This window comes from Treponema ruminis (genome assembly GCF_014201975.1).
GTDB lineage: Bacteria > Spirochaetota > Spirochaetia > Treponematales > Treponemataceae > Treponema_D > Treponema_D ruminis.
In genome coordinates this window covers 176,411-198,523 of record NZ_JACHFQ010000006.1, presented here as the reverse complement: position 1 = coordinate 198,523, position 22,113 = coordinate 176,411, and the positions used below count along the sequence as shown (strand labels likewise).

The 22,113-nt window shown below is 39.1% G+C and carries 27 protein-coding genes and 1 pseudogene; 9 read left to right on the top strand and 19 right to left on the bottom strand.

Annotated elements, in window-relative coordinates:
- Positions 1–47 precede the first annotated feature (47 nt).
- On the top strand, positions 48–575 hold the full coding sequence (locus HNP76_RS10680) for a nitroreductase family protein (RefSeq protein ID WP_184660318.1): 528 nt from the start codon (positions 48–50) through the stop codon (positions 573–575).
- A gap of 3 nt (positions 576–578) precedes the next feature.
- On the opposite strand, the gene HNP76_RS10675 is transcribed toward HNP76_RS10680, so the two are convergent.
- Complete coding sequence (locus HNP76_RS10675) at positions 579–1,364, bottom strand: tRNA threonylcarbamoyladenosine dehydratase (protein ID WP_184660316.1); 786 nt, start codon at positions 1,362–1,364, stop codon at positions 579–581.
- A gap of 180 nt (positions 1,365–1,544) precedes the next feature.
- Between HNP76_RS10675 and HNP76_RS10670 the strand changes: the two genes are divergently transcribed.
- Positions 1,545–2,447, top strand: coding sequence for a Fic family protein (locus HNP76_RS10670; protein ID WP_206173272.1), 903 nt, complete (start codon positions 1,545–1,547; stop codon positions 2,445–2,447).
- A gap of 96 nt (positions 2,448–2,543) precedes the next feature.
- On the opposite strand, the gene HNP76_RS10665 is transcribed toward HNP76_RS10670, so the two are convergent.
- From HNP76_RS10665 to HNP76_RS10650, 4 genes are all read right to left on the bottom strand, one after another.
- Complete coding sequence (locus tag HNP76_RS10665) at positions 2,544–3,329, bottom strand: DNA-methyltransferase (protein ID WP_246462723.1); 786 nt, start codon at positions 3,327–3,329, stop codon at positions 2,544–2,546.
- Between the two features lie 101 nt (positions 3,330–3,430).
- The gene (locus HNP76_RS10660) at positions 3,431–4,372 is read right to left on the bottom strand and encodes a DpnII family type II restriction endonuclease (protein WP_184660313.1); all 942 of its coding nucleotides are present in this window, start codon (positions 4,370–4,372) and stop codon (positions 3,431–3,433) included.
- A gap of 20 nt (positions 4,373–4,392) precedes the next feature.
- Positions 4,393–5,256 carry a type II restriction endonuclease gene (locus tag HNP76_RS10655; RefSeq protein ID WP_184660311.1) on the bottom strand — a complete coding sequence of 288 codons (864 nt, stop codon included), beginning with the start codon at positions 5,254–5,256 and terminating at the stop codon, positions 4,393–4,395.
- An 8-nt stretch (positions 5,257–5,264) separates the two neighbouring features.
- Positions 5,265–6,155, bottom strand: coding sequence for a DNA adenine methylase (locus HNP76_RS10650; RefSeq protein ID WP_184660309.1), 891 nt, complete (start codon positions 6,153–6,155; stop codon positions 5,265–5,267).
- Between the two features lie 422 nt (positions 6,156–6,577).
- Between HNP76_RS10650 and HNP76_RS10645 the strand changes: the two genes are divergently transcribed.
- Positions 6,578–8,227 (top strand): PP2C family protein-serine/threonine phosphatase, encoded by a 1,650-nt coding sequence (locus HNP76_RS10645; RefSeq protein WP_184660307.1) that lies wholly within the window; start codon positions 6,578–6,580, stop codon positions 8,225–8,227.
- 24 nt (positions 8,228–8,251) lie between these two features.
- Here the strand turns inward: HNP76_RS10645 and HNP76_RS10640 are convergent, their stop codons facing one another.
- Positions 8,252–9,352 carry a histidine kinase N-terminal 7TM domain-containing protein gene (locus tag HNP76_RS10640; protein ID WP_260309224.1) on the bottom strand — a complete coding sequence of 367 codons (1,101 nt, stop codon included), beginning with the start codon at positions 9,350–9,352 and terminating at the stop codon, positions 8,252–8,254.
- A gap of 97 nt (positions 9,353–9,449) precedes the next feature.
- Here HNP76_RS10640 and HNP76_RS10635 point away from each other — a divergent pair, with 97 nt between their 5' ends.
- Positions 9,450–10,121, top strand: coding sequence for an MmcQ/YjbR family DNA-binding protein (locus HNP76_RS10635; protein ID WP_184660303.1), 672 nt, complete (start codon positions 9,450–9,452; stop codon positions 10,119–10,121).
- 89 nt (positions 10,122–10,210) lie between these two features.
- Positions 10,211–10,687, top strand: a complete 477-nt coding sequence (locus tag HNP76_RS10630; protein WP_184660300.1) for a pyridoxamine 5'-phosphate oxidase family protein — start codon at positions 10,211–10,213, stop codon at positions 10,685–10,687.
- Positions 10,688–10,733: 46 nt separating this feature from the next.
- Here HNP76_RS10630 and HNP76_RS10625 read toward each other — a convergent pair whose 3' ends face one another.
- Positions 10,734–11,147, bottom strand: coding sequence for a GNAT family N-acetyltransferase (locus HNP76_RS10625; RefSeq protein WP_184660298.1), 414 nt, complete (start codon positions 11,145–11,147; stop codon positions 10,734–10,736).
- Between the two features lie 159 nt (positions 11,148–11,306).
- On the opposite strand from HNP76_RS10625, the gene HNP76_RS10620 reads away from it, so the two are divergent.
- Complete coding sequence (locus HNP76_RS10620) at positions 11,307–11,903, top strand: class I SAM-dependent methyltransferase (RefSeq protein WP_184660296.1); 597 nt, start codon at positions 11,307–11,309, stop codon at positions 11,901–11,903.
- Positions 11,904–11,954: 51 nt separating this feature from the next.
- Here the strand turns inward: HNP76_RS10620 and HNP76_RS10615 are convergent, their stop codons facing one another.
- Genes HNP76_RS10615 through HNP76_RS10605 form a run of 3 tightly spaced genes read right to left on the bottom strand, consistent with a single transcriptional unit; the run spans position 11,955 to position 13,782 of the window.
- The gene (locus HNP76_RS10615) at positions 11,955–12,554 is read right to left on the bottom strand and encodes a sister chromatid cohesion protein PDS5 (protein WP_184660294.1); all 600 of its coding nucleotides are present in this window, start codon (positions 12,552–12,554) and stop codon (positions 11,955–11,957) included.
- Complete coding sequence (locus HNP76_RS10610) at positions 12,551–13,051, bottom strand: PadR family transcriptional regulator (protein WP_184660292.1); 501 nt, start codon at positions 13,049–13,051, stop codon at positions 12,551–12,553. The genes HNP76_RS10615 and HNP76_RS10610 overlap by 4 nt, the downstream gene beginning before the upstream one ends.
- Positions 13,051–13,782 carry a CPBP family glutamic-type intramembrane protease gene (locus HNP76_RS10605; RefSeq protein WP_184660290.1) on the bottom strand — a complete coding sequence of 244 codons (732 nt, stop codon included), beginning with the start codon at positions 13,780–13,782 and terminating at the stop codon, positions 13,051–13,053. Before HNP76_RS10605 ends, HNP76_RS10610 begins: the two co-directional genes overlap by 1 nt.
- Positions 13,783–14,375: 593 nt before the next feature.
- Between HNP76_RS10605 and HNP76_RS10600 the strand changes: the two genes are divergently transcribed.
- Complete coding sequence (locus HNP76_RS10600) at positions 14,376–14,855, top strand: GNAT family N-acetyltransferase (RefSeq protein WP_184660288.1); 480 nt, start codon at positions 14,376–14,378, stop codon at positions 14,853–14,855.
- Between the two features lie 13 nt (positions 14,856–14,868).
- Here HNP76_RS10600 and HNP76_RS10595 read toward each other — a convergent pair.
- The 7 genes and pseudogenes from HNP76_RS10595 to HNP76_RS10565 all read right to left on the bottom strand — a co-directional run.
- Positions 14,869–15,078 (bottom strand): annotated as a pseudogene (locus tag HNP76_RS10595) (macro domain-containing protein); the annotation flags it as partial.
- A gap of 146 nt (positions 15,079–15,224) precedes the next feature.
- A complete protein-coding gene (locus HNP76_RS10590) occupies positions 15,225–16,442 on the bottom strand; it encodes an ATP-binding protein (protein WP_184660286.1) in 1,218 nt (405 codons plus the stop codon).
- A 104-nt stretch (positions 16,443–16,546) separates the two neighbouring features.
- On the bottom strand, positions 16,547–17,047 hold the full coding sequence (locus HNP76_RS10585) for an HD domain-containing protein (protein WP_206173273.1): 501 nt from the start codon (positions 17,045–17,047) through the stop codon (positions 16,547–16,549).
- Positions 17,044–17,868, bottom strand: coding sequence for a protein-ADP-ribose hydrolase (locus tag HNP76_RS10580; protein ID WP_184660284.1), 825 nt, complete (start codon positions 17,866–17,868; stop codon positions 17,044–17,046). The genes HNP76_RS10585 and HNP76_RS10580 overlap by 4 nt, the downstream gene beginning before the upstream one ends.
- Before the next feature lie 171 nt (positions 17,869–18,039).
- Positions 18,040–18,915: an SIR2 family NAD-dependent protein deacylase gene (locus tag HNP76_RS10575; protein ID WP_184660282.1), complete on the bottom strand. Its 876-nt coding sequence runs from the start codon at positions 18,913–18,915 to the stop codon at positions 18,040–18,042.
- Between the two features lie 9 nt (positions 18,916–18,924).
- On the bottom strand, positions 18,925–19,383 hold the full coding sequence (locus HNP76_RS10570) for a pyridoxamine 5'-phosphate oxidase family protein (RefSeq protein WP_184660280.1): 459 nt from the start codon (positions 19,381–19,383) through the stop codon (positions 18,925–18,927).
- A gap of 17 nt (positions 19,384–19,400) precedes the next feature.
- Positions 19,401–20,204 carry a hypothetical protein gene (locus HNP76_RS10565; RefSeq protein WP_184660278.1) on the bottom strand — a complete coding sequence of 268 codons (804 nt, stop codon included), beginning with the start codon at positions 20,202–20,204 and terminating at the stop codon, positions 19,401–19,403.
- Between the two features lie 179 nt (positions 20,205–20,383).
- Here HNP76_RS10565 and HNP76_RS10560 point away from each other — a divergent pair, with 179 nt between their 5' ends.
- On the top strand, positions 20,384–20,806 hold the full coding sequence (locus tag HNP76_RS10560; protein WP_184660275.1) for an Rrf2 family transcriptional regulator: 423 nt from the start codon (positions 20,384–20,386) through the stop codon (positions 20,804–20,806).
- A gap of 1 nt (position 20,807) precedes the next feature.
- On the opposite strand, the gene HNP76_RS10555 is transcribed toward HNP76_RS10560, so the two are convergent.
- Positions 20,808–21,008, bottom strand: a complete 201-nt coding sequence (locus HNP76_RS10555; protein ID WP_027729057.1) for a hypothetical protein — start codon at positions 21,006–21,008, stop codon at positions 20,808–20,810.
- A gap of 70 nt (positions 21,009–21,078) precedes the next feature.
- Between HNP76_RS10555 and HNP76_RS10550 the strand changes: the two genes are divergently transcribed.
- Complete coding sequence (locus HNP76_RS10550; RefSeq protein WP_184660273.1) at positions 21,079–21,612, top strand: YbaK/EbsC family protein; 534 nt, start codon at positions 21,079–21,081, stop codon at positions 21,610–21,612.
- On the opposite strand, the gene HNP76_RS10545 is transcribed toward HNP76_RS10550, so the two are convergent.
- Positions 21,566–22,105 carry a DUF1697 domain-containing protein gene (locus HNP76_RS10545; protein WP_184660271.1) on the bottom strand — a complete coding sequence of 180 codons (540 nt, stop codon included), beginning with the start codon at positions 22,103–22,105 and terminating at the stop codon, positions 21,566–21,568. The two genes, HNP76_RS10550 and HNP76_RS10545, sit on opposite strands and share 47 nt — an antisense overlap.
- Positions 22,106–22,113: the final 8 nt, after the last annotated feature.

Below are 22,113 nucleotides of genomic sequence, written 5' to 3'. Positions count from 1 at the left end.
TGCGGAAAGTGCTAAACTGTATACATTTAAAATGCAAGGAGTAAAATATGAACGAAATCATTAAAGCAATGAAGGAAAGAAGAAGTATCCGCAAATTCAAGAGCGAACTTCCATCAAAAGCAGACCTCGAGCAGATTGTTGAGGCCGGAATCTATGCTGCAAGCGGCATGGGGAAACAGGCTGCAAAAATCCTCGTCGTAACAAACAAGGAACTTCGCGACAAACTCAGCGAAATGAACCGAAAAATTGGCGGCTGGAACGAAGGCTTTGATCCCTTCTACGGAGCTCCGGCCGTTCTTATCGTACTCGCCGAAAAAGATTGCCGTACATATGTCTATGACGGCTCTCTCGTAATGGGAAACCTCATGCTGGCTGCTCACTCACTCGGACTCGGAAGCATCTGGATTCACCGCGCAAAAGAAGAATTCGAAAGCGATGAAGGAAAAGAAATCCTGAAATCACTTGGAATCGAAGGCGAACTGGAAGGAATCGCCAACATGGCAATCGGCTACATTGACGGCGAGCTTCCAAAACCAGCCCCACGCAAAGACGGACGCGTAATCTGGGCTGAATAGACTCTATTCCTTAAACAAATCCGTCACATGGAACTGAGTAAGGTCTTTTACAACCTCTGCCGCAATAATCATTCCTGCAGCAGAAGGAACAAAGGCATTGCTGCCGGGAACCTGATTTCTGACAGTACAGGTGCGTTTTGTTCCCGGTGGACAAATACAGTTCACCTTACAACTTACATCAAGATCTTCATCATGTGGCGGAATAACTTTTTCAGTTGAGAACACAACCTTCAGTCTTTTGATACGTCGTTTCTTCAATTCATTGCGCATAACGCGGGCAAGAGGACAAACAGAAGTGCGCGTGATGTCAGCAACCTTGAGCTTAGTCGGGTCAACCTTATTTCCCGCCCCCATGCAGCTGATAACCGGCTTTTTAAGTGCCTTTGCACGAGTGATGATTTCAAGCTTACCGGTCACAGTATCAATGCAATCGACAATATAATCGTACTGAGAAAAATCAAAGAGGTCGGCCGTGTCGGGCATGAAAAAAGTCTTCCATTTAGTGACCTTGCAGTCCGGATTGATGTCGTGAATGCGCTCCTCGGCAACATCAACCTTGTCCTTTCCGATTGTCGAGCGCAACGCATAAAGCTGGCGGTTAAGATTCGTCAGACAGATTTTATCGTCATCAACAATATCAATCGCGCCAATCCCAGAACGCACCAGAGCCTCAACAACATAGCTGCCCACTCCGCCAATGCCAAAAACGATGACCCGCGCATTGTAGAGTTTTTCCATATTCTCTTTTCCAAAAGTAAGCCGGGTCCGTGCAAACTGATATTTGTTCATAACACTTCCTGTTCTAAAAGTCTGCCTATTGTGCAAGTATGTTATTATAAAGAGATGTGGGGATGTTTACAAGGCAGAGGGAAGTTTTCCCATCCTTAAAAAACTATCGGCAAAATATAATACAGTTTTCACGGACAGTTTTCCTTTATATTTTGCCGATAATGTGATATAATCTTTCCAATGAGTAAGATTATGTATATCTCTGTAGAAGATGCTGCTCAAAACTGGCAAATTAGCGAACGCAGTGTCCGAAACTATTGTTCTCAAGGCAGGGTTGAAGGAGCTCTTCTGGAAGGTAAAACCTGGAAGATTCCAGCTACTGCACAAAAACCTAAACGAAAGCCCCGTCATTCTACAGTAGAAGAAACACTATTGGATTGCCTCCGCCGTGAAAAAGATTCCGCATTAAAAGGAGGAATTTATCACAAAATTCAAATTGACCTTACATATAATTCCAATCATATTGAAGGCTCCAAACTTACTCATGATCAGACCCGCTATATTTTCGAAACAAAAACTCTTGGTGTTACAGACAAAGCCGTAAAGGTTGATGACATTATTGAAACTGTAAATCACTTCCGCTGCATTGACCTTATAATTGAAGGTGCTCACACAAAACTTTCTGAAAGCTTTATCAAGCAGCTGCATTTTATCTTGAAGTCCGGAACAAGCGACAGTCAGAAATCCTGGTTTAAGGTCGGGGAATATAAACAACTTGAAAATGAAGTAGGTGGAAGTGAAACTACAAAACCTGCAGAAGTTGCCGCCGCAATTAAAGCTCTTCTGAAAGAATACAATTCAAAATCAAATATTACCTTTGATGATATTCTTGATTTTCATGTACGCTTTGAATCCATTCATCCCTTTCAGGACGGCAATGGACGTGTTGGTCGCCTAATCATGTTTAAGGAATGTCTAAAGCATAATATTGTTCCATTCATAATTACAGAAGAACTCAAAATATATTATTATCGCGGCATTAAGAACTGGAAAGACGAACGGGGCTATTTGCGGGATACCTGTCTTACCGATCAGGATGCAATGAAAGCCAATTTGAACTATTTTGGGATTAAGTATAAATAGAACCACAGAACGCAAGGAAGATAAAGAGTTTCACCTGCAGCTCCCAATTTCATAGCTCAGAAGTAAATTTTATTGTACAAATTTTGCTAATTTTTTCTACTTCACAGGTAAATCGATACCATAGTACGGAGTATCTTCATGAAGTTCTAAGATGCCTGTTAATGGCTTATCAGAATACTTTATTATCTTTTCTCGATACTCAAAGCGTATTTTTATATTATTTATTTCTTCCCTACGTTTTCTTGATAATTCCAAAAATGCTTCTTCCTGATCTAAACCCAAGAAACGACGGTTTAACAAACTTGCAGCAATTCCTGTTGTACTGCTACCAGTGAATGGATCTAAAATCCAATCGTTTTCTTTTGTAGAGGCAAGAATAATTCGGGCAAGTAATGGAAGTGGTTTTTGAGTCGGGTGTTTTCCACAAGATTTTTCCCATTTAGCGATTGCCGGAAGCGACCATAAATCGCGCATTTGAGTTCCACCATTAATTTCTTTCATTAACTGATAGTTATAATAATGAGTAACTTTTTTATTCTTTCTTGCCCATAAGATAAACTCAGTAGAGTGAGTAAAAAACTTACAAGAAAGATTTGGCGGTGGATTTGTTTTCGCCCAAGTTATACAATTTAAAATACGAAATCCTAATTCATTGAGCTTTTGAGCAATTGAGAAAATATTGTGATATGTTCCAGAAATCCAAATAGTACCATTTTCAGTGAGCTTTTCTCGACAAAGACTTAGCCAGTGACGATTGAATTCGTTATCTTTTTCAAAGCCTTGAGATTTATCCCAATCGCCTTTATTTACGCTGACCTGTTTACCGCTCTGAACAGAGATTCCTCCATTTGAAAGAAAATACGGTGGATCTGCAAAAATCATATTAAACTGATGATTTACGTTTGGAAGAAGTTCCAGACAATTTCCTTTTGCTAGAGTAAAATCTTTATTTTCAGAACGATAGTAAGCTAATATAGAAATTTTTAAGACCTCAAGGAAAGTAATTCGTGTTTAATTATATCTTCCAAACCATTATGAAGCAGCATAGAATAGTTAATAATATTGTTAATTTCGGAAAAACCTCTTTCAATTTGTGGCTTTGCATTATTCCAGCAAGAAGCGCCATCTGTTATTAATGTAAAAGCATTTCCTGAATTTCTAAATGAATTAGCCCGGTGAATATATGCATCTATAATCTCTTCTGGTTTTGATCCTGTTCCATTATAGAAATTTACTTCAATATTCATAGCCTTAGATATAGACTCATTAATTACAATGAAATCTGCTTTCTTTCTTCCGTATCCTTCAGGAACAATGCATCCATATTTTTTAATAATGCTAATACTTTTTTGTTTAACGAAACGCAAACCATATTTGTTACATATCTCTATAATTGGTCCCTCACATAATTGTTCAAAAAAAGTTCCGCCACGATTCTTTCTTCCATTTGAATCCAGTCCAACAAGAACTCCAATTATATAATCATGTGTACTATTCTTTATGCTTTTTTGAAATAGTGTTTTTAATCCCATTTGACAGAAGAATGCATAATATTTTTCTTTAGATTTTTTAACATCCTCATAGTGTTTTTCATCAAAATAAAAAGAATCTGTTTCTTCAATCTTTTTTTTATCTTTTATTATTTCTAATGGTTCCCCTTTCTTTAATAAACCATCACGTTCATTTTTCGAAAGTGCAATTAAATAAGGGAAAACTGATATAACGCTCGGGGTTTTATCAAGTAATTTATCAAATGTATTTCTGAAAAGAGCATCGTCTTTTATATTTATTAGTGAATTTATTGAGCATAGTTCAATATCAAATTCTTGGAGAAAAACATTATTCCAACAAACAAAATAATCATAGGTTCGATTTGTTGGTAATAAACTATCTAAGAATACATTAACTTTATCTTGAATATCCATATTGAAAAAGAAGAAAAACATTACTTAAATATTTCTCCCATAACTCCATTTTGCATATCATTAATGCTGTAAATATCATCAAGTACATCGAATGTTTCTTCCAGGTTTCTTGCGGCTGATTTCCAGCCAGCTCCATCTGTAAACCATACAAACTTTGCACCTTTTACGTTTTTCATTTCTGTAGCAATTGTTTTATAGCTGCGGGCTGTTTCATTAAGTTTTGAACCACCGCTTCCGTAAAAATTAGTTTCAATGAGATAAATGCAATTGTCAGTTTTTACAACGAAATCCCATCGTTTTTCCATCTTTCCCTGATTTGAAACTGCTGATAAATCGATATTCCATTTTTTAGAAACTTCAGAAACATACATTTCTTTGAAGTAATTTACATCTCGCTTAAATCCTGCTTTTTGAATATAGCTTTCAACTAAATCTTCCATCTGATGACCGCCACGATTCTTGCGACCATTTGAATCAAGACCTGTTTCAACTCCAGTTACATAGTCATATAAATTGTTGATTATGTGATTTGAAAGAAGGTCAAAAAGTCCTGTTTTTTTCATAAAAAGTTTGTAATCTTCAATAGTGTTTATCTGCTTGTTGAAGGTATAAAGTTTTACATCACCATTTTCACCTGCAAAAATTTCATATTCGCGTACAGCAAGCAAAATTGGGATACATTTCAAAATCTCTGGATATTTAGAAATCAAGTTTTCAAAATCTCTTTCAATATTCTTTGAACCAATTAACGAATTCAAAATATTCAATTCGATCTTTATCGAGTCAACGTTATTATAGACTTTATTGAAATCAATGTAATAATTAAAGTCAGCTATACTATATCTAAAATTTGATAGCCAGGTATGGAACTCTCTTTTTGACATAAAGACCTCTAGAAAATGCTTGCAATATTTGAAATTAAAAGTTCTTTAATTGCGCCACGCTTCTTAGCATTAGAATTAATCATTCGAGCAGCTGAGACACGTTCAATTTTGAACTTTGAATAAAGATTATCAAAGAACTCATCATTTATATCTGAGTTCTTTGGATCTGAATTGCTAGCTACTACAAAAGCACCTTTATTTGATATTTCTGTAATAAAGTTACCAAGTTCAATCTGTTCCTTGTCTGTAAAGCCATTTTCTGAATAAGATGTAAAATCAGCTGTTCGAGTTAGAGGACGATATGGAGGATCAATATATACGAATGTTGTAGAATCTATAAAATCTTTACATTCTTTATAATCTCCAACCCTCATTTCTACATTTTGGAGAAGTTCAGAACATATTTTAAGATTTCTCTCATCGCATAAAAGAGGATTCTTTGCATTATTAAAAGGAACATTAAACAAACCTTTTGAATTAACACGGTAAAGACCATTAAAGCATGTTTTATTTAAGAAAATAAAAAGAACTGCCTTTTCAAGATTGTCTGCATCATTTCCATTTACTTTGAGTTCATTATAACGCTGGCGTTTTTCATAAAAGAAGGTTTTATTTTCTTCAGGTGAATGCAATTTATAAATTGCTTGTATTTCTGATAATTGAGAAATCATGCCATCACAACTGTTCTTTATCTGTGAGTATGTATTAATCAATTCTTTATTAATGTCATTTATTAGGATTGTTTTTGGCTGCTTAGTACTTAGAATATCAAAAAGTACAGCACCACCGCCAACAAAGGGTTCACAATATTTTTCAATTTTATGAGGATATTTTTCTCTAATTTCTTCAAGTAATTGGCTTTTCCCACCAACCCATTTAATAAAAGGTTTTGCCAACATAGTATCTATATTCTACTATTTTTTAACAAAATTTTCTATATTTTTCCTCACCATTTAAACTTTGACCATAATATAATCTCCTACCCCACTTTATCATTTTCAGGAAATTCATTCTATAATCACACTCCCGCGTTAGGGATTGTAACCCCTGCGAAGCAGTTCTGGAATGAGCGCAGCGAATGGAAGAATGGAGCGCGGTTAGCGCGGAAGGGTGAAAAGCCCGACCGACCGCGTAAGCGGGCGGGAACGCCGGTATTCTGCTATTGGCAGGGGGCAGTTTGTTACGCGGGAATAAAAATCCCAGAATTACATTGATTTATTTTAAAGTTAGATTTATAGTAATTTTAAGAATATCTGTTTGTTCAACGACCGTCAATTCTTCGTGGGCGGGAAATTAAAATCACTGTATAGGGAATATTTTTATGGAGAAACGAAAACTCAGCACAAGCCTTATTTTTGCGATTGTTATTTTTACTATCGCGCTTTCCTTTTGTCTTGGTCTTATTGGATATAAGACTTTCTATGGCGGAATGATTAAAAAATACAAGACTTATGAGGAAACTGTCCTTAACCTTGTAATCTCTGATTTTGACTGGGATGCAGTTGCCGTAAGCATTCAAAATCAGGAAGAAGATGAAGCAATACAGGCTTTGAGGGCCCGGCTAAACTATATTAAGTCAAATTCTGAAATTTCATATCTTTATATGCTCGAACCGCTTAATACGAACGAAACTGACAACATGCGCTATATTTGTGAGGGCTATACTCCTGCTGAAGTTGAAAGGGGTGAAGATGTTGTCAAGTTTGGAAAAATGAGCGGAAGCGAATACCCTGTTGAGGTCGCCGCAGACTATCTTAATTTCTTTAACAACAGCAAAAAAGATGAATTCTGGTACTATCCCAACAAAACTGAATGGGGCTATGTTTTCACGACTTCAAGGGTTGTGCGCTCTTCGTCAGGCAAGCCGCTCGGAGTTCTCAGCGTAGACATCTATATGAGTGACATCGGACGAACTCTCCGTATCTTTCCCCTCGTGATTTTTACGGCCAGTTTGATTTTTTCTGTGATTTTTATTTTGATTCTCACTCTCTGGCTGGAAAAGCGTGTCGTTATCCCTCTTTCAAAACTGCAAAAATCTGCTGAGCAATTCCTTAAAAGCAGCCATGACAAAAGTGACCCGGCATCCCTTACTTTTACTGCTCCTGATATTAAGACAAAAGATGAAATTGAGGCTCTTTCTACTGCCCTTCTGACAATGGCTTCCGATTTAAAATCTTACATGAAGAATTTAATGCACGAAACCGCAGAAAAAGAGCGCATCGGGGCCGAACTTAATGTTGCGACCCATATTCAGTCGAGCATGCTCCCGATTATTTTCCCTCCTTTCCCAAGCAAAGAGGAAGTCGATATTTTTGCCTCAATGACTCCTGCAAAAGAAGTCGGCGGTGATTTTTATGATTTTTTCATGGTTGATGACAGGCATATTGCAATTGTTGTTGCCGATGTTTCCGGAAAGGGTGTTCCTGCCGCATTATTCATGGTCATCGGAAAAACGCTCATAAAAGATCATACAACTCCTGGCATGGATCCTGCCGAAGTCTTCATGAAAGTAAATAATCTTCTTTGCGAATCAAATGGCGCAGAACTTTTCATAACCGCCTTTGAAGGAGTCCTGGACATTGTAACGGGTGAATTCAGATTCGTAGATGCAGGTCATGAGCCTCCATATATTTGGCACGACGGAAAATTCACAGCCCACCGGGTAAAGCCTGATTTCGTTCTTGCCGGTTTTGAAGGCACGAAATATGCTTCCGGAAGCATTTTCCTTGAGCCTGGAGATAAAATTCTCGAATATACCGACGGTGTTAATGAAGCTACAAACGCCAATAACGAACTTTACGGAGATGAAAGACTCAATGCCGTTCTAAACAGGGATAATTGTGGTGCAAAAAGCTGCAAAGACATTATTTCTACCGTAAAAGCCGATATTGACAGATTTGTTGCCGACGCTCCTCAGTTTGATGATATCACAATGCTCTGCCTTGAATTTAAAAAGCGGCTGGAAATCTAATAGTAGTATAAAACAAGATTTGTCTCAGGCAATCGCCTCTTTTAACAAATGAGCATACTTGCGGCTTACAAGGACTTCTTCTCCGTTCAGCATTTTGACATAGAGGCGGCTGTTGAGGGCCGGGCGGACGACTTCAATCTTCCTCAAATTTATCAGATGGGACTTTGAAACCCTGATAATGCCAGCCGAGTGAGCAATTTCCTCAACCTGATACAAACGAAGCTTTACATTGTAAATTTCGTCTTTCGTGTAGGCAAAAACCTGTTCCGCATCAGCTTCAAAATACAATATTTCAGAAAGAGGAAGTTTTATTCGTGTATCACAATCACCAAAAGCTTCGATTTTTGGCCTTACAGTCTGATTTTCAGGATCAGGCTGGGCATCTTTTTCACTTTCGACGGCTGCTTCATTAAAGACAACCGCTTCGGTCATGTTCTTTGTATCAAGAATATCAAAACAGAAAATTCCGATATAAAAGACCGCCGCTCCGACCGTAAATCCAAAAGCAGTCGTATCATAACCTGGAACCAGGCGCAAAACATTGATAATCCAGAAAGCAACTATCGCAGTAATCGCAATCGAAGTGATGATAAACTGACGGCGCTTGCAGGAGTCCTTTTCCTTAATCGCGCTGCTAATCATCAGTTTTAAGACAATGACGGCATAGCAGAAACACATGACATCGTAAACAAAATGCACAGGTCCCCGCTCAAGTACAAGATGAGGGAAAAGCCCGTCTTCTACAAACTGATACGATCTGTAGTAAAAGGGATTAAAGGGCATTGTCAAAACCATCAGATATATGATCACGTGAACATGAGACAAAAAGGTCGTGACTTTGGGATAGCGCTTGCCAGTGCACAAAAAGAGAGCGAATTTCAAAAGTGTAAATGGAATCCAGGCGCGGCAGATATAAGTGAACTGCCAGATAAGAAAGGCCTCGCGTTCAGTCTGGGCGTTCATCAAGGCAAGGTAGCCGGCATTATTTACAAGAGTCGTAATACAATAGAAGAAAAACCATCCGTGGGCCGGTTTTGACCATTTTTTGATGATATAGGCACACAGAAAAATCATGAGAATAATGCTGAAATATTGTATACAAAGAAGAACAGAAAAGATTGACATATATTTACTTTTTTCTTTTATTATCCATTTAATCGATTTTTTTGTCTATTAGTTCTATATAATACTTCCTCCCAGCTGGATTGTGATATAATAAATCATGGACTTCAGCTACATTTTTCGTTCTGCAAAAATCAAAAGGGATTCTCTGAAAGAGGCAGGATTTACAAAAATTGACGGCGGCAATTATAAAATGTGCCTTCCGATTTCAAACGGCAGCTTCAAGGCTGAAATTTCGCTGTCACTTTCGGACGAAAGCCTGACGGTTCACCTCTTTGATTCTGCTACCAGCGAAAAATATGCCCTTTTTGACAGGACTTCTTCTAACGGAGCCTTTGTCACATCCCTCAGAGAAGAAGTCCAGAAGATTATCGATGACATTAAAACGCGCTGTTTTGCCACCAATGATTTGAAAGATGATTTCATCGCCTGGATTAACACAAAATTTGGAGCTGTCCCAGACTATCCCTGGCCGGATGACGCCCCCTACTCTTTTGTTTTCCGCTGTCCGAACGGAAAATGGTTCGCCCTGGTTATGAAAATCAAATACCGCCAGCTGGGACTCACAGGCGACGAGGAACTTTGGGTAGTAAACATGAAAGCCGAACAGGAGTCCATCCCTGCCCTGGTTGACCGAAAATCAATCTTCCCCGCCTGGCACATGAACAAAAAACACTGGATTACAGTCCTTCTCACCGCCACAACCGATTTTGGGAAGCTGTGTGAGCTGACGGAAAAAAGCTATGAGCTGGTGGGTGGGAAACGAGGATGAGGGGGATCCCATGCAAGAACTGTAGCTTATTTAGTCCTGCATGTTATATAATTAACAATTAACCGCCATCAGTCACACAGGAGTTTACGATGTTCAGACCAATGAGAAGGTTCAAGCAGCAGATTACGGATGCTGAATGCAAAGAGATTTTGAAAAACGAAAAGCACGGAGTCCTTTCGCTGCTCGGAGATGACGGCTATCCATACGGTCTGCCGCTTTCGCACCTTTACAGCGAGGAAGACAATAAGATTTACTTCCACGGCGCAAAAGAAGGCCACAAAATCGACGCAATCAAGAACTACGACAAGGCAAGTTTCTGCGTAATGGATAAAGGCTTTTGCAAAGAGGGCGAATGGGCACTGAACATCAACAGCGTAATCGTCTTCGGAAAAATCCGCCTTGTGACCGACCAGGAGCTCACCCGCAGAATCTGCACAAAACTCGTACAAAAGTTCACGGACGACCAGGAATATCTTGAAAAAGAGCTGACAAACGCCCTGCCTCGAGTTCAGTGCCTTGAGCTGGAGATTGAGCACATGACAGGCAAGCTGGTGAACGAGGCGTAAAAACAAATTACAGTGCAATGTATCAGGTCATTATTCTAACTAAACTCTACAAATCTTTGATCAGAAGAAACTTTTTATTTCCATCAGGAATGTCATTCAGCTCCCCAATGATTTTGTAGCCGTGCTTTTTGTAAAAGTCTGGTGCCTGCCAGGACATTGTATCAACATGAACAGAATGGCAGCCCCGCTTTTTTGCTTCTGATTCTGCCGCTTCAAGCAGTTTGGAACCAAGTCCATGCTTACGATATTTTTCATCAACCCAAAGAATATCGATATGCATCCAGCCCCAGTATGTACCGCCTAAGATTCCGGCAATAACTTTTTTGTTCTCATCATATTCAACAATATTCAAAAGAACATGATTATCAGGTCCGACCTTTTCATCATTGAACTTTCTCAGCGCATCATTTACGAAATTGATTTCGTTTTCTCTTGGATTAAAATTCATTTCCAATTCCATTTCCCTTATTATATCAGACATTTCTGCTCAAAACACTGAAACAACTCTCGTTTTGTGATAAAATATTAAAAATTGATTTTTTCAGCCAGGCAAAGGTCTGTTTGTAAGCAAAAATTACCGGCGTAACAAAAGCCGAAGTCAAAATAAAACGAGGTTTATATGTTCTGGGATAAAATATCTGGCTTATATGATTTATTTGAAAATATTTACAACAGGAAGGTCTACACCGGCACTGGGCGCAAAGTTGCTGAATACATCGAATCCGGTGACGAAGTTTTGGAATGTGCCTGCGGAACCGGCGCTATCAGCATTTATATCGCTCCGAAGTGCAATAAGCTGATTGCCACAGACTTTTCTGACGGAATGCTCAAACAAGCCTCTAAAAAATGCCGTCATTTCAATACAGTCACTGTCCAGAAAGCTGATATCACACATCTTGATTTTGCAGATGCCAGCTTTGACAAGGTCGTGGCAGGAAATGTAATTCACCTTCTTCCAGAACCGGAAAAGGCACTTGCTGAACTTCAGCGCGTCACAAAACCGGGCGGAACCATCATCATTCCGACATACATCAACAAGTCAAAACGGAGCGGCACTTTGGCGGTAAAATTCATCGAACTGCTGGGCGCAAGCTTCAAGCGTCAGTTCGATTTTGAGTCATACAAACTCTTTTTTGCCGACATGGGCTATTCCAACATCGATTACGCAGTTGTTGACGGAAGGATGCCGTGCGCACTTGCGATTATTAAAAACTGATTATGCCCATCCCTTCCCCACCGAACTCAAGCCTAACTTTGCCGCATTGAATTATTGATTACACGCTTTTATTGCACCGGCGGCGTGAATCCTTACAACCCGTTCTGTGTCTTTTTCTGTAAGCTCCTGAAGTTTTGAAAGATATGGTTTTACATATTCAGGCTTACGTTTTCCAAGAACTCTTAAAATTTCGGGAGCTTCAATTCTTACCCGGTTTGATTCATCATCTAAAAGTGAACGAAAAATATTCATCTTAGATTCAAATGCTCCCGGAAAATTTGTTGCAATATTTTCACATGCCCAGATAAATGCAATTCTTACTTTTTCCGAACTGTCTGCTGCATAAAGAAAGAGATTCTCAAAATGAGGCTTAATTAATTCAATATCATTTCTCCCAATTCTTCCAATTGCATTGATAGCTCTTTCTCTTAGAAGTGCATTTTCTGATTCCAAAAAAGCAGCAATGGTCGGTATATACGGCTCAACGGCCGATCCATGTATAAGACCTGTTTCACCTAAAATCCAGATAGCTTTTGCCTGAACTTTTTCGTTTTCATTTTTAAGACAGAGTGCAACAAAGTCTAACTGTTCCAACCATGCTGATTTATTTTTATAAATTTCTGAAAGTTGTTTGTATGTCTCGTTTGTCATAGTTTGCTCAAAGTTTCCTTTTCCATTTCAACAATTCGAATCATGCGTTCTATCGCACAGATAGCTGAATAAGGAACTTTATGCTGGAGCATAATATCACGATTTTGTTTTGTTCCTTTTTCATATTCATCAAGCAGGGCTGCTCTCTTTTGTTTTGCAGTATTTAATTCTTCTTTATTCAAAATATCTGAATACATTACTGCAAGACAGAACCAGACTGTATCGTAATCAACCTGATTAAACAGTGCGATTACCGTATTCTTCAGTTCCTGTTTACCTTTATCTGTAATGCGATAAATAGCTTTTGCTTGAGATTCTCCGGAATCTTCGATGAAGGCTTTTTTTTGAAGACGAAGGCAAGTTTCATATAAGGTTGTTGCACCAATCGGAAGCCAGTATTTCATATTCATACTGTCTATCATCTTTAGCATATCATATGCATTTTTTTTGCCTTTACATAAAAGACCTAAAATGACAATTGAAGTTTTCGACAACATCAACGGCTCCTTCTTATTTTTCTAAAAACAATCCATAAGATTGAGAAGGTCAACACTATTAAAGCAAATATGAATGACTGGATATTTTTAATTCCTTCACCAGCTTCTGAAGAAACAATTACATCCCATAAAGCACCAACTCCCCAGAAGAAAGGAAAGACAATTAAAAGATTCTGAGTAATGTAATAAACAGAACAATACATTACACCAACAAAAAAGAGATGCAAAAATTCCGGCTGAAAACCAGCATGGTGAAATGAATAAAATACCGAGGTCAAAAGAATTGCAGGAATAATACCGAATGCTTTTTCAAAACTCATCCGAAGAAAGCCGTAAATAAAGGTCATTTCAAAAATACCTGCAACCAGGATATAAACGGCAGCATATAAATTTGAAAGAGTTAATATATTTTGAGGAATCTGCTCTTTAAGAAAGATGCCGGCAAGACATGCGGCAAAAACAAGATTCAGAATGATACTGAGTTTTATTTTTCGATTTGTAAATCCTATTGCCTGTCTGACATCATTGTTTTTTTCGATGTATAAAGAAACGAACACAACTCCTAACCCGAAAATCATTAAGACATCACGCAATATAAATGAAATGATTGTATCAAAAGTTGAATTACTTCCAAACGGAAGCATCAAAAGACTAAGGGCAATCATCATAAAACCTGCAAATAAAGCTATTACAGTTTGTTTTGTAAAATTGAATCTGAATAATTTATGCATTTGAATCTCCTGTCTTCTCTTATACTACGTATACGTAGTAGTGTCAAGCAGAGAGTTTACATCAGAAGAAATAATTCAACCTTACCCTTCAACAACCCGCTTCATCTCTTCCAAAAATACATCTGCAGCCTTGGTAAACTGCCGACCTTTTCGCCATACAACATACATTGCTGTTGTAAGCTCCGGCATTAGAGGTTTAAAACAGAGAGGACTTTCTGCTAATAGGTTTAAGCCTGTATGCAAAAGCTTAAGCAAGTGTACACCAACTGACAAAAATCCATTTTTCGTATATACTCCACTTATCTGCCACCGGGTAGGAATGTGCCGGGATTTTTATATCCCTATAATATTCAGCCACATCAGTAGGTCCGCCAATAAGTTGGCATGAAAATGGGCAATCTTTCTCTAAGGAGAAGTTGGCAGTGGTAAAGCTAAAAATTGCTTTCGCAATAATGCACATAGTGTCCGCAATTCAGATTGATAAGTTTCGCGTTACATTGCTCTGTAAATTCCCGCTCGTGTTCAAGCCAGCTCATTATCTTTATAGCGTTCAACTGTGTTTTTTTTTGTTATATTTAAATAAAAGGGGTTATATGACAGTCAGAAAATACGAAGAAAAAGATCTTACAGCAATGATTCAAATCTGGAATGAAGTTGTAGAAGATGGAATTGCGTTTCCGCAGGAAGAGCTGCTGACTCCAGAAAGCGGCAAGGCTTTTTTTGCAGGACAAACCTTATCTTGTGTTGCAGAAGAAGAAGGCAAAATCTATGGACTTTACATCCTTCATCCAAACAATGTTGGACGCTGCGGTCACATCTGTAATGCAAGCTATGCCGTCGCTTCCTATGCCCGCGGAAAACATATTGGTGAACAGCTTGTAAAAGACTGCCTGCTTCAGGCAAAAAAATGCGGCTATGGAGTTCTTCAGTTCAATGCTGTTGTAGAAAGCAATGTTCACGCCCGCCATTTGTATGAGCGACTGGGCTTTGTCCAGCTGGGCACAATTCCAAAGGGATTTAGAATGAAGGACGGACATTTTGAAAACATCTGTCCTTATTATCATGAATTGTAAACGACGTTCCGCCCTAAAATAAAAGCCCCTGATAAATCTCCAGATCCTTATTTCCAAATACATTGAAGACAACCTTCTTCACGCTGGAATCTGGATTTTCTGTCAGCCACTTTTCTACTGTCTCCACTGCAATCTGAGCAGCAAGGTCAGCAGGGAATCTGAATACTCCGGTTGAAATACAGCAGAAAGCGACCGATTCAAGCTGATTTTGTGACGCAGTTTCAAGGCAGTTTTTATTGCGAGAGGAACATCCTTTTTATTTTCCAAGCAGTTACTAACAAATCTTTCTCCCATGAGCATTTTTACTGTAAGATTTTTGCTGGCTTTTTTAGTTCTAGCTTTAATCTTTAACAAGAAAATCAGTAACTTTTAGATGTATTCAATTGGCAGGGCAACTACATCATCTCTTAAATATAAAGATTTATCACACTGACATATAATACATCCCTGTCCTACGGAAAGGCCGGCAATTTTCGATAGAACTGAAAAATGCTTTGCCATTTCGATTCCTGGTCGAGCCGATTTCTTTATCTCAATAGGGTAAAGAATATTATCTTTTTCAATGATTAAATCTATTTCTCTTTTGTCTTTGTCGCGGTAAAAATATATTTTTTCAGTTTCATGTCCGGCATTGTAATATGATTTGATTATCTCGCTGACAACGAAGTTTTCAAAAAGTCCACCTGCCATAGCTCCATTCATTGCGACTTGTGCTGAAGTCCATCCAACAAGGAAGCAAACCAAGCCTGTATCCATGAAGTATATTTTTGGAGTTTTTACGGCTCTATTTGAAACATTCTTTTCATAAGGCTGTAAAAGTCTTATTACACCGGAAGATTCCAATATGCTTGTCCATTCAGCGATAGTTTTACTTGTAACACCTACATCTCGCGCAAGGCTTTCTGCATTAAATAATTCCCCAACACGAGCTGCTATGCATTGCATGAAATTATGGAATTTAACAAGATTTTTTGCGGTAATAATGTCAGCTACATCCCGGTCAAGATAAGTTCTGATATATGACCTGTAAAATGGTTCCCATTCAATTGAATCATCAGCTAATTCAGGCATACTACCTCGCCAAATATGATTCCACAAGTTATCGTATGTTATTAATGATTTCTTTCGCCTTTCAATATAATCTACAGTAGGAAGGAATTCTGTATTAAAATCTATACTGAATTTTTCCCGAAGGGAAAGAGCGGCCATATTGATAATGCAGACACGCCCAGCCAGCGTATCAGCAGCTTTGCTCAGTAACCTGTAACTTTGCGAGCCTGTAAGAATAATTTGCCCTCTTTCTTTTGAATTGTCGGCAAGAAGTTTTATTTGAAGAAATAAATCAGGAGCTCGTTGAACTTCATCAATTATGACAGGGAGAGGATGATTCTTAAAAAATAGAGCAGGGTCATTTTGAGCTAAGGAAAGCTCTGTAAAATCATCGAGGGTCACATATTCATACTCTGGAAGAAGTTTTTCTTTTATGAATGTTGATTTTCCGACCTGACGAGAACCGGTAATTAGAAGTACTCGGAATTGATTCTTCATTCTGCTCACATATGGCAATATATGACGATTGATATACATATGGTCCCCCTAAATATGTTCGACTAATTTGGAGTATAACTCCAAATTAGTCGAAAGTCAACAATTCTAAAACCCAAATGGTAATTAGATTTTAGAATGACTGCCTATTTCAGGCAAAAAACAGACTGCACCAATCTCTTCCCGCTTTCAGATTTCATAATTCTTTTAATAAAATTTTTAATATTTTCCTTGCTGTACCCGTTTTCAGTTGCATTAGCAATGTAATCCGCTTCTATAAGAATCTGCCAATCTAAACCGTCTATTCCTAAAAAAGTATGATGGTGCCCCACCAGAAAAGCTACTCGATTAATCTGTGCCTGTGTCATTCCTGAATCCGAGAGAAAGTCTTTTACCAGCAGAAAACCTTCCTCCTCCTGGTGCTTTCCGTTTGTGTTTCCATATTTTTCACGGCAAAGAGGACATGCAATGTCGTGAGTAATTGCTGCCACTTCTAGAATATATTGAGTATCAGGATTAATACCTTCCAGTTCGGCGATTGTTTTTGCATAATTCCAAACCCGGACAAAATGATCAATATCATGAATATTGCCCTCAGAGAAAGCAATCATTTTTTCCATAATCTGAGAAATTGACAACATCTTCATTTTACCAACACCTCTTTATAAATCTCCAGATCCTTATTTCCAAAGACATTGAAGACAACCTTCTTCACGCTGGAATCTGGATTTTCTGCCAGCCACATTTCAACCGTCTCAACTGCAATCTGAGCAGCAAGATCAGCAGGAAATCTGAATACTCCGGTTGAAATACAGCAGAAAGCAACCGATTCAAGCTGATTTTGAGACGCAGTTTCAAGGCAGTTTTTGTAGCAGTTTGCAAGAAGGAGCTTTTCGCGGGGACCCACACTTGTGTAAATAATGGGGCCGACAGTGTGCAAAACATAGCGGCTTGGAAGATTAAAGGCCGGAGTGATTTTGCAAAGTCCGGTTCCTTCTTCGTGCCCCTGCTTCTGCATGAGCTCGTTACAGGCAAGCCTGAGTTGAATGCCCGCAAAGGTGTGGATACAGTTATCGATGCAGATGTGAAGCGGCGCAAAGCATCCAAGCAAAGCAGAGTTTGCAGCATTAACAATTGCATCAACTTTTAGCGTAGTGATATCGCCCTGCCAGAGGTAAAGTTTTGGGTTTCGTTCGGTCGAACTTAAATCCGCAATATCCGTAATCCCCCGCTCTTTATTAACCTGCTGCAGGTACTCATCCTGTATTCTCAAAAAGTCTTCGCTAATGGAATATGGACCACGAATATTCATCAAAGCCCTCAGTATATCTCGCTGGCTCTTTTCATCATCAGGAATCACAAAACCGCCTTCATTTCCGGGCACAAGACCCAGCTTAAAGCCTGCACTACCCTTATCTTCTTTGAGGAGTTCTGTTATCAAATATAATCTGCGTTCTTTTTGTGTCATTTCCTTTTCCTCTTCATTTGGGCGTTCGTCGTTCGCTGCGCTCACTTCACGAGTTTTCTTTTGCTCACCAAAGGGTGAGTAAAAGAAAACTCGCGCCGCCGGGCTTTCCGCACTTCCGCGCTAACCGCGCTCCATACCGCAGGCGGTACTGCTTCGCAGGTGCTCCAATCCCTAACGCAAATCTGCCAAGGTCTCATAAATATCATTATTCACACAAATACTCTGATTTTCAATCTCGCCGGGAACCTCTGCCTCACCCTTGTTTATGCAGACATAAACAGCTTTTGGATTTGCATAAGTCATTTTCCAGAAAGGATACTTGATGATTCCCGGAGTATTACCACCAACACCAAGCTCCAGAAAAACAATACGGTCATCTTTATTCTTATTCAGAAAATCTTCATAACGGCCAGCTGCCTTATTCCAGCCTTCATCTTCCACAAAAGTATCATCCGCCCTTAGGTTCATGCTCATAGGCTTTCCGCAAGCCTTACAGCGGGGAACCAGTTCAGAAGGAACAGTCATTTTGATTCCTCCAAATCCATTTTCCGGAAGTTCCAGACCACCATCATCATGAATTACAAAGCCCTGTTCCCTGACCATTTTTTCAACAAAAAGCTGATTATCGTAAGTTTTCTTGTGACAAGGCTCCGAGCACTGCCAGAGACCGTAATCCCCCTGAGTATAAAACAGTCGTGACTTATCAAAACCCGCTTTCTGAAAGCAGTGGTCAACATTAGTCGTAAGAACAAAATAATTTTTATTCTTCACAAGTTCAAAAAGTTTTTCATAGACAGGCAAAGGGGCTTTTACAAAACGATTCAAATAAATCTGCCGGCTCCAGTAAGCCCAGTTTTCTTCCAGAGTTTTGTAAGGATAAAAGCCACCGGAATACATATCATGAAAGCCGTACTTCTTTTCAAAATCAGCAAAATATTTTTGGAAGCGAGACCCGCTGTAGGTAAAGCCTGCAGAAGTCGAAAGCCCGGCTCCTGCACCGATGAGAACTGAGTCTGCATTTTGTAAGAGTGATTTGATGTTTTCCATTCTCCACCTCTATAGATTAAAAACAACAGGCTTAGAAAAAGCTTTATTCTCTTCAAGTCCCTTAACATGACCAAGATTGTTCAGACTGCCGGAAATCTCAGAAAGATAGAAAACCTTGAACAAGGAATGATTTGCATCATTTTTGTACAGCTGGCGAACTATGGAAGATTTTTCCATAATCATTTTCTTAACTGTAAGATTTTCTTCGAAGACAACCCTTGCACTCATGCGAATCCAGGCTGTATCAATTTCATTCTCCATAAGACGGGAGCCACAAAGGTCAATATAAGGATTCACAGAAAGCTCCTTGAACATATCCTTCTGGCTGTTTGTGCAGAACCACAGCTTTTCATCATGGACTACCATGTACTGAACAGGCCTCACCTTTGGCTTCCCATCCAAGCCGATTGTTGCCAGATACTGTAAGCCTACTTTATCAAGATATTCTGCAATTTCTGTAACTGTCATTCGTGGCTCCTTTTAAATTATTTTCCAGGGAAAAACATTCCAGCCGACATATCAAGATAGTTCAGACCTGAATATTTTGGATATGCTGACTGCACTGCCGCCTTAAAGCCAGCAGCATCAACATTTTTGATTGCGATGTTTTTAAGCCCTTTAAGGTATTCTATCTTCATTTTAACATCATCCAGATTTTCCACAACATAATGACTTGTCAAAACGAGGCCGATTTTTTTCTGAATATAAGATTCCAGTACGGAAATGAGTGCGTCGGCATGAGCTTTTCCTGCGACGATTGAATGAACATCGTGTCCCAGCATGTGAGTATAAACCACATTGATTTCAGGAATGAAGATGTCGAAGGCTTCCTGAGTGCGGGTGATTTTCATTTCTACACCGCAAAGGGTCAGGCTGTCACCTTCAATAAAATCCGTAGTCGTATAAATTGATTTATCGAAAGCTTCCCCAAATGCTCCCGCGAAGTTTGAAACAAGCCCTGCCCCGCCACCATTGTGATTGTAGTCATCGGCATTTTTTGTCGAATAGACCTTGCTTCCCTTCATAAAAGAAGCACCCGCTCCGTGATAGGCGATTACAGCACCTTCATATTTCAAGCCTGTGTCGGAAATGTATTTTTCCAGCTCCTTGATGTTGTCAAAAAAGCATGGGGATTCAATCATAAAGCAACGGCCGTCTTTTTCAACAAGAAAACATTCGTCCGAAATCAAGTCATTAGTCTTGAATGCGTGAAGCTTGATTGAACCAAAATCATAGATTTCCATTAACCCCTTTGAAAGCTGAACCGATGTGAACTGTGTCTTTTCCATAAAATTACCTCGTTAAGTATTTATCTTAAAAGCAGGTGATCAGGCTGATTAAAAGATTTTTATCTAGTTGTAATTTATCTTTTACAACTATGAATAATATAGCGTTGTAATTTATAAATGTCAAGTGATGTTATTTATTTTTTACAACAAATCTGATATACTGAAACAAGGACAGGATTATGAAACTAAACACAAACCTTACCGTTGCCATTCACACTATTCTCTGCATCTCTTATTTTGAAAAAGACTACAAAGTCACTTCCGACTTCATTGCGGGAAGTACCGGAATGAACCCTGTAATTATCAGAAAGATTTTAGGAAAACTCCAGGCAGCTGGAATGGTAGAAACAAAAGCCGGGGTCGGAGGCTCTACCCTTTCAAAGAAAGCCGAAGAAATTACCCTTTTGGATGTTTACAAAGCCGTAAGCGAAGAAAAGGAGGGCGAACGGTCCGTTTTTAATTATCACGCAAATCCAAATCCCAAATGTCCCGTTGGCAGCAAAATCCATGCAGTTCTAGACCAGCCATTAGATAATGCCCAAAAGGCTTTGGAAGAGGAACTGAAAAAAACTACAATTAAGGATTTGATGGGAAAGCTATAATCTAGTGCCCTATCATCGTATTTGCCCGGTATTCTGCATTCAGCTGGGCAATTTCTTTCTTACCGTCTATGTACTGCTGATAGTCAATTTCCATGCCGCCACAGGCACAGCACATGGAGCAATCGCTTCCGCAGCCAAGAGCATCGGCAACGATTTTTTCTCGTTCTTCCTTTGTTGTGTCTTTTATCAAAATACTTTTCATTGACTGCCTGTACTCTTATTTGTATTATATCCCTATCTGATTAATAGGTAAACAAGGAATATTTAGATATATGATAAATGAAAAAGTTTTAGACTTCCTCAAAGCTAAGGGATATGCAGACAGACTCACCGAACACAAAGAAACAATCGACACCGTAGAACACGCAGCACAGCAGATTGGCTGTTCGGAGGCAGAGATTGCAAAGACGCTCTCATTTATTGTGGATGAAAAACCTGTTATCGTGGTAATGGCAGGAGACGGACGGGTAAACTACTCAAAGTTCAAGGCACAGTTTCACGTAAAGCCCAGCATGATTCAGCGCGACCAGGTTGAAGCAATTATCGGCTTTGCTCCCGGCGGAGTCTGCCCTTTCAATGTTCCAAAAGAAATCCCCGTATGGCTCGATGTTTCAATGAAAAGATTTGAATACGTTCACCCAGCAGGGGGAAACTCATTTACTTCGGTAAAACTAACTCCCTCTGAACTGGAAGAAGTATCAGGCGCCACCGGCTGGTGTGATGTCTGTAAGGGCTGGGAAGAAAAAAAACAGTCAGATTTTACAACTCCGCAATCTTTCGCAATGTATTTGCAGTACGGATTGTAATCATTTCCCCGATTCCAGAAGCCGCAGTCTTTTTCCACCAGTTGGCTTTTGCATAGAGTTTGCGGTCAAATGACCAGAAGGCCGCATTTCCGCAAATTTGGACTTTTTCTATTTTCTCGGTCGGCTCCCCGATTTTTTCGGCTACAGTTTCAATACTGTGTGGAGCAATGGCAAAAATCAGATTGTCATAAATATCTTTGCTGTCACCTCCCCACCAGGACGGTGCTTTTGAAAGAAGACATTTCAATTCATCCTGGGAAATCACAAAAACGGGAATCTCAAGGTTGAAAGTCTCAAAGATGATTGCATGAATTCTTTCTGCAAGTTTTACAGCATCTGTCTCATCATCAGAAAAAATCACATTCCCGCTGTTCAGATATGTTTTTACATCTGCAAAACCTTTTTCGCTAAGGGCTGTTTTCAGTTCAGGCATGGAGATTTTATTTTTCCCACTGATATTTATTCCGCGAAGTAAAGCAATGTATCTGGCCATTTTAATAT

Coding starts and splice junctions, on each gene's coding strand:
- HNP76_RS10680 (WP_184660318.1), top strand. CDS start 48: ATGAACGAAATCATTAAAGCAATGAAGGAAAGAAGAAGTATCCGCAAA.
- HNP76_RS10675 (WP_184660316.1), bottom strand. CDS start 1,364: ATGAACAAATATCAGTTTGCACGGACCCGGCTTACTTTTGGAAAAGAG.
- HNP76_RS10670 (WP_206173272.1), top strand. CDS start 1,545: ATGAGTAAGATTATGTATATCTCTGTAGAAGATGCTGCTCAAAACTGG.
- HNP76_RS10665 (WP_246462723.1), bottom strand. CDS start 3,329: ATGATTTTTGCAGATCCACCGTATTTTCTTTCAAATGGAGGAATCTCT.
- HNP76_RS10660 (WP_184660313.1), bottom strand. CDS start 4,372: ATGGATATTCAAGATAAAGTTAATGTATTCTTAGATAGTTTATTACCA.
- HNP76_RS10655 (WP_184660311.1), bottom strand. CDS start 5,256: ATGTCAAAAAGAGAGTTCCATACCTGGCTATCAAATTTTAGATATAGT.
- HNP76_RS10650 (WP_184660309.1), bottom strand. CDS start 6,155: ATGTTGGCAAAACCTTTTATTAAATGGGTTGGTGGGAAAAGCCAATTA.
- HNP76_RS10645 (WP_184660307.1), top strand. CDS start 6,578: ATGGAGAAACGAAAACTCAGCACAAGCCTTATTTTTGCGATTGTTATT.
- HNP76_RS10640 (WP_260309224.1), bottom strand. CDS start 9,352: ATGTCAATCTTTTCTGTTCTTCTTTGTATACAATATTTCAGCATTATT.
- HNP76_RS10635 (WP_184660303.1), top strand. CDS start 9,450: ATGGACTTCAGCTACATTTTTCGTTCTGCAAAAATCAAAAGGGATTCT.
- HNP76_RS10630 (WP_184660300.1), top strand. CDS start 10,211: ATGTTCAGACCAATGAGAAGGTTCAAGCAGCAGATTACGGATGCTGAA.
- HNP76_RS10625 (WP_184660298.1), bottom strand. CDS start 11,147: ATGGAATTGGAAATGAATTTTAATCCAAGAGAAAACGAAATCAATTTC.
- HNP76_RS10620 (WP_184660296.1), top strand. CDS start 11,307: ATGTTCTGGGATAAAATATCTGGCTTATATGATTTATTTGAAAATATT.
- HNP76_RS10615 (WP_184660294.1), bottom strand. CDS start 12,554: ATGACAAACGAGACATACAAACAACTTTCAGAAATTTATAAAAATAAA.
- HNP76_RS10610 (WP_184660292.1), bottom strand. CDS start 13,051: ATGTTGTCGAAAACTTCAATTGTCATTTTAGGTCTTTTATGTAAAGGC.
- HNP76_RS10605 (WP_184660290.1), bottom strand. CDS start 13,782: ATGCATAAATTATTCAGATTCAATTTTACAAAACAAACTGTAATAGCT.
- HNP76_RS10600 (WP_184660288.1), top strand. CDS start 14,376: ATGACAGTCAGAAAATACGAAGAAAAAGATCTTACAGCAATGATTCAA.
- HNP76_RS10590 (WP_184660286.1), bottom strand. CDS start 16,442: ATGTATATCAATCGTCATATATTGCCATATGTGAGCAGAATGAAGAAT.
- HNP76_RS10585 (WP_206173273.1), bottom strand. CDS start 17,047: ATGAAGATGTTGTCAATTTCTCAGATTATGGAAAAAATGATTGCTTTC.
- HNP76_RS10580 (WP_184660284.1), bottom strand. CDS start 17,868: ATGACACAAAAAGAACGCAGATTATATTTGATAACAGAACTCCTCAAA.
- HNP76_RS10575 (WP_184660282.1), bottom strand. CDS start 18,915: ATGGAAAACATCAAATCACTCTTACAAAATGCAGACTCAGTTCTCATC.
- HNP76_RS10570 (WP_184660280.1), bottom strand. CDS start 19,383: ATGACAGTTACAGAAATTGCAGAATATCTTGATAAAGTAGGCTTACAG.
- HNP76_RS10565 (WP_184660278.1), bottom strand. CDS start 20,204: ATGGAAAAGACACAGTTCACATCGGTTCAGCTTTCAAAGGGGTTAATG.
- HNP76_RS10560 (WP_184660275.1), top strand. CDS start 20,384: ATGAAACTAAACACAAACCTTACCGTTGCCATTCACACTATTCTCTGC.
- HNP76_RS10555 (WP_027729057.1), bottom strand. CDS start 21,008: ATGAAAAGTATTTTGATAAAAGACACAACAAAGGAAGAACGAGAAAAA.
- HNP76_RS10550 (WP_184660273.1), top strand. CDS start 21,079: ATGATAAATGAAAAAGTTTTAGACTTCCTCAAAGCTAAGGGATATGCA.
- HNP76_RS10545 (WP_184660271.1), bottom strand. CDS start 22,105: ATGGCCAGATACATTGCTTTACTTCGCGGAATAAATATCAGTGGGAAA.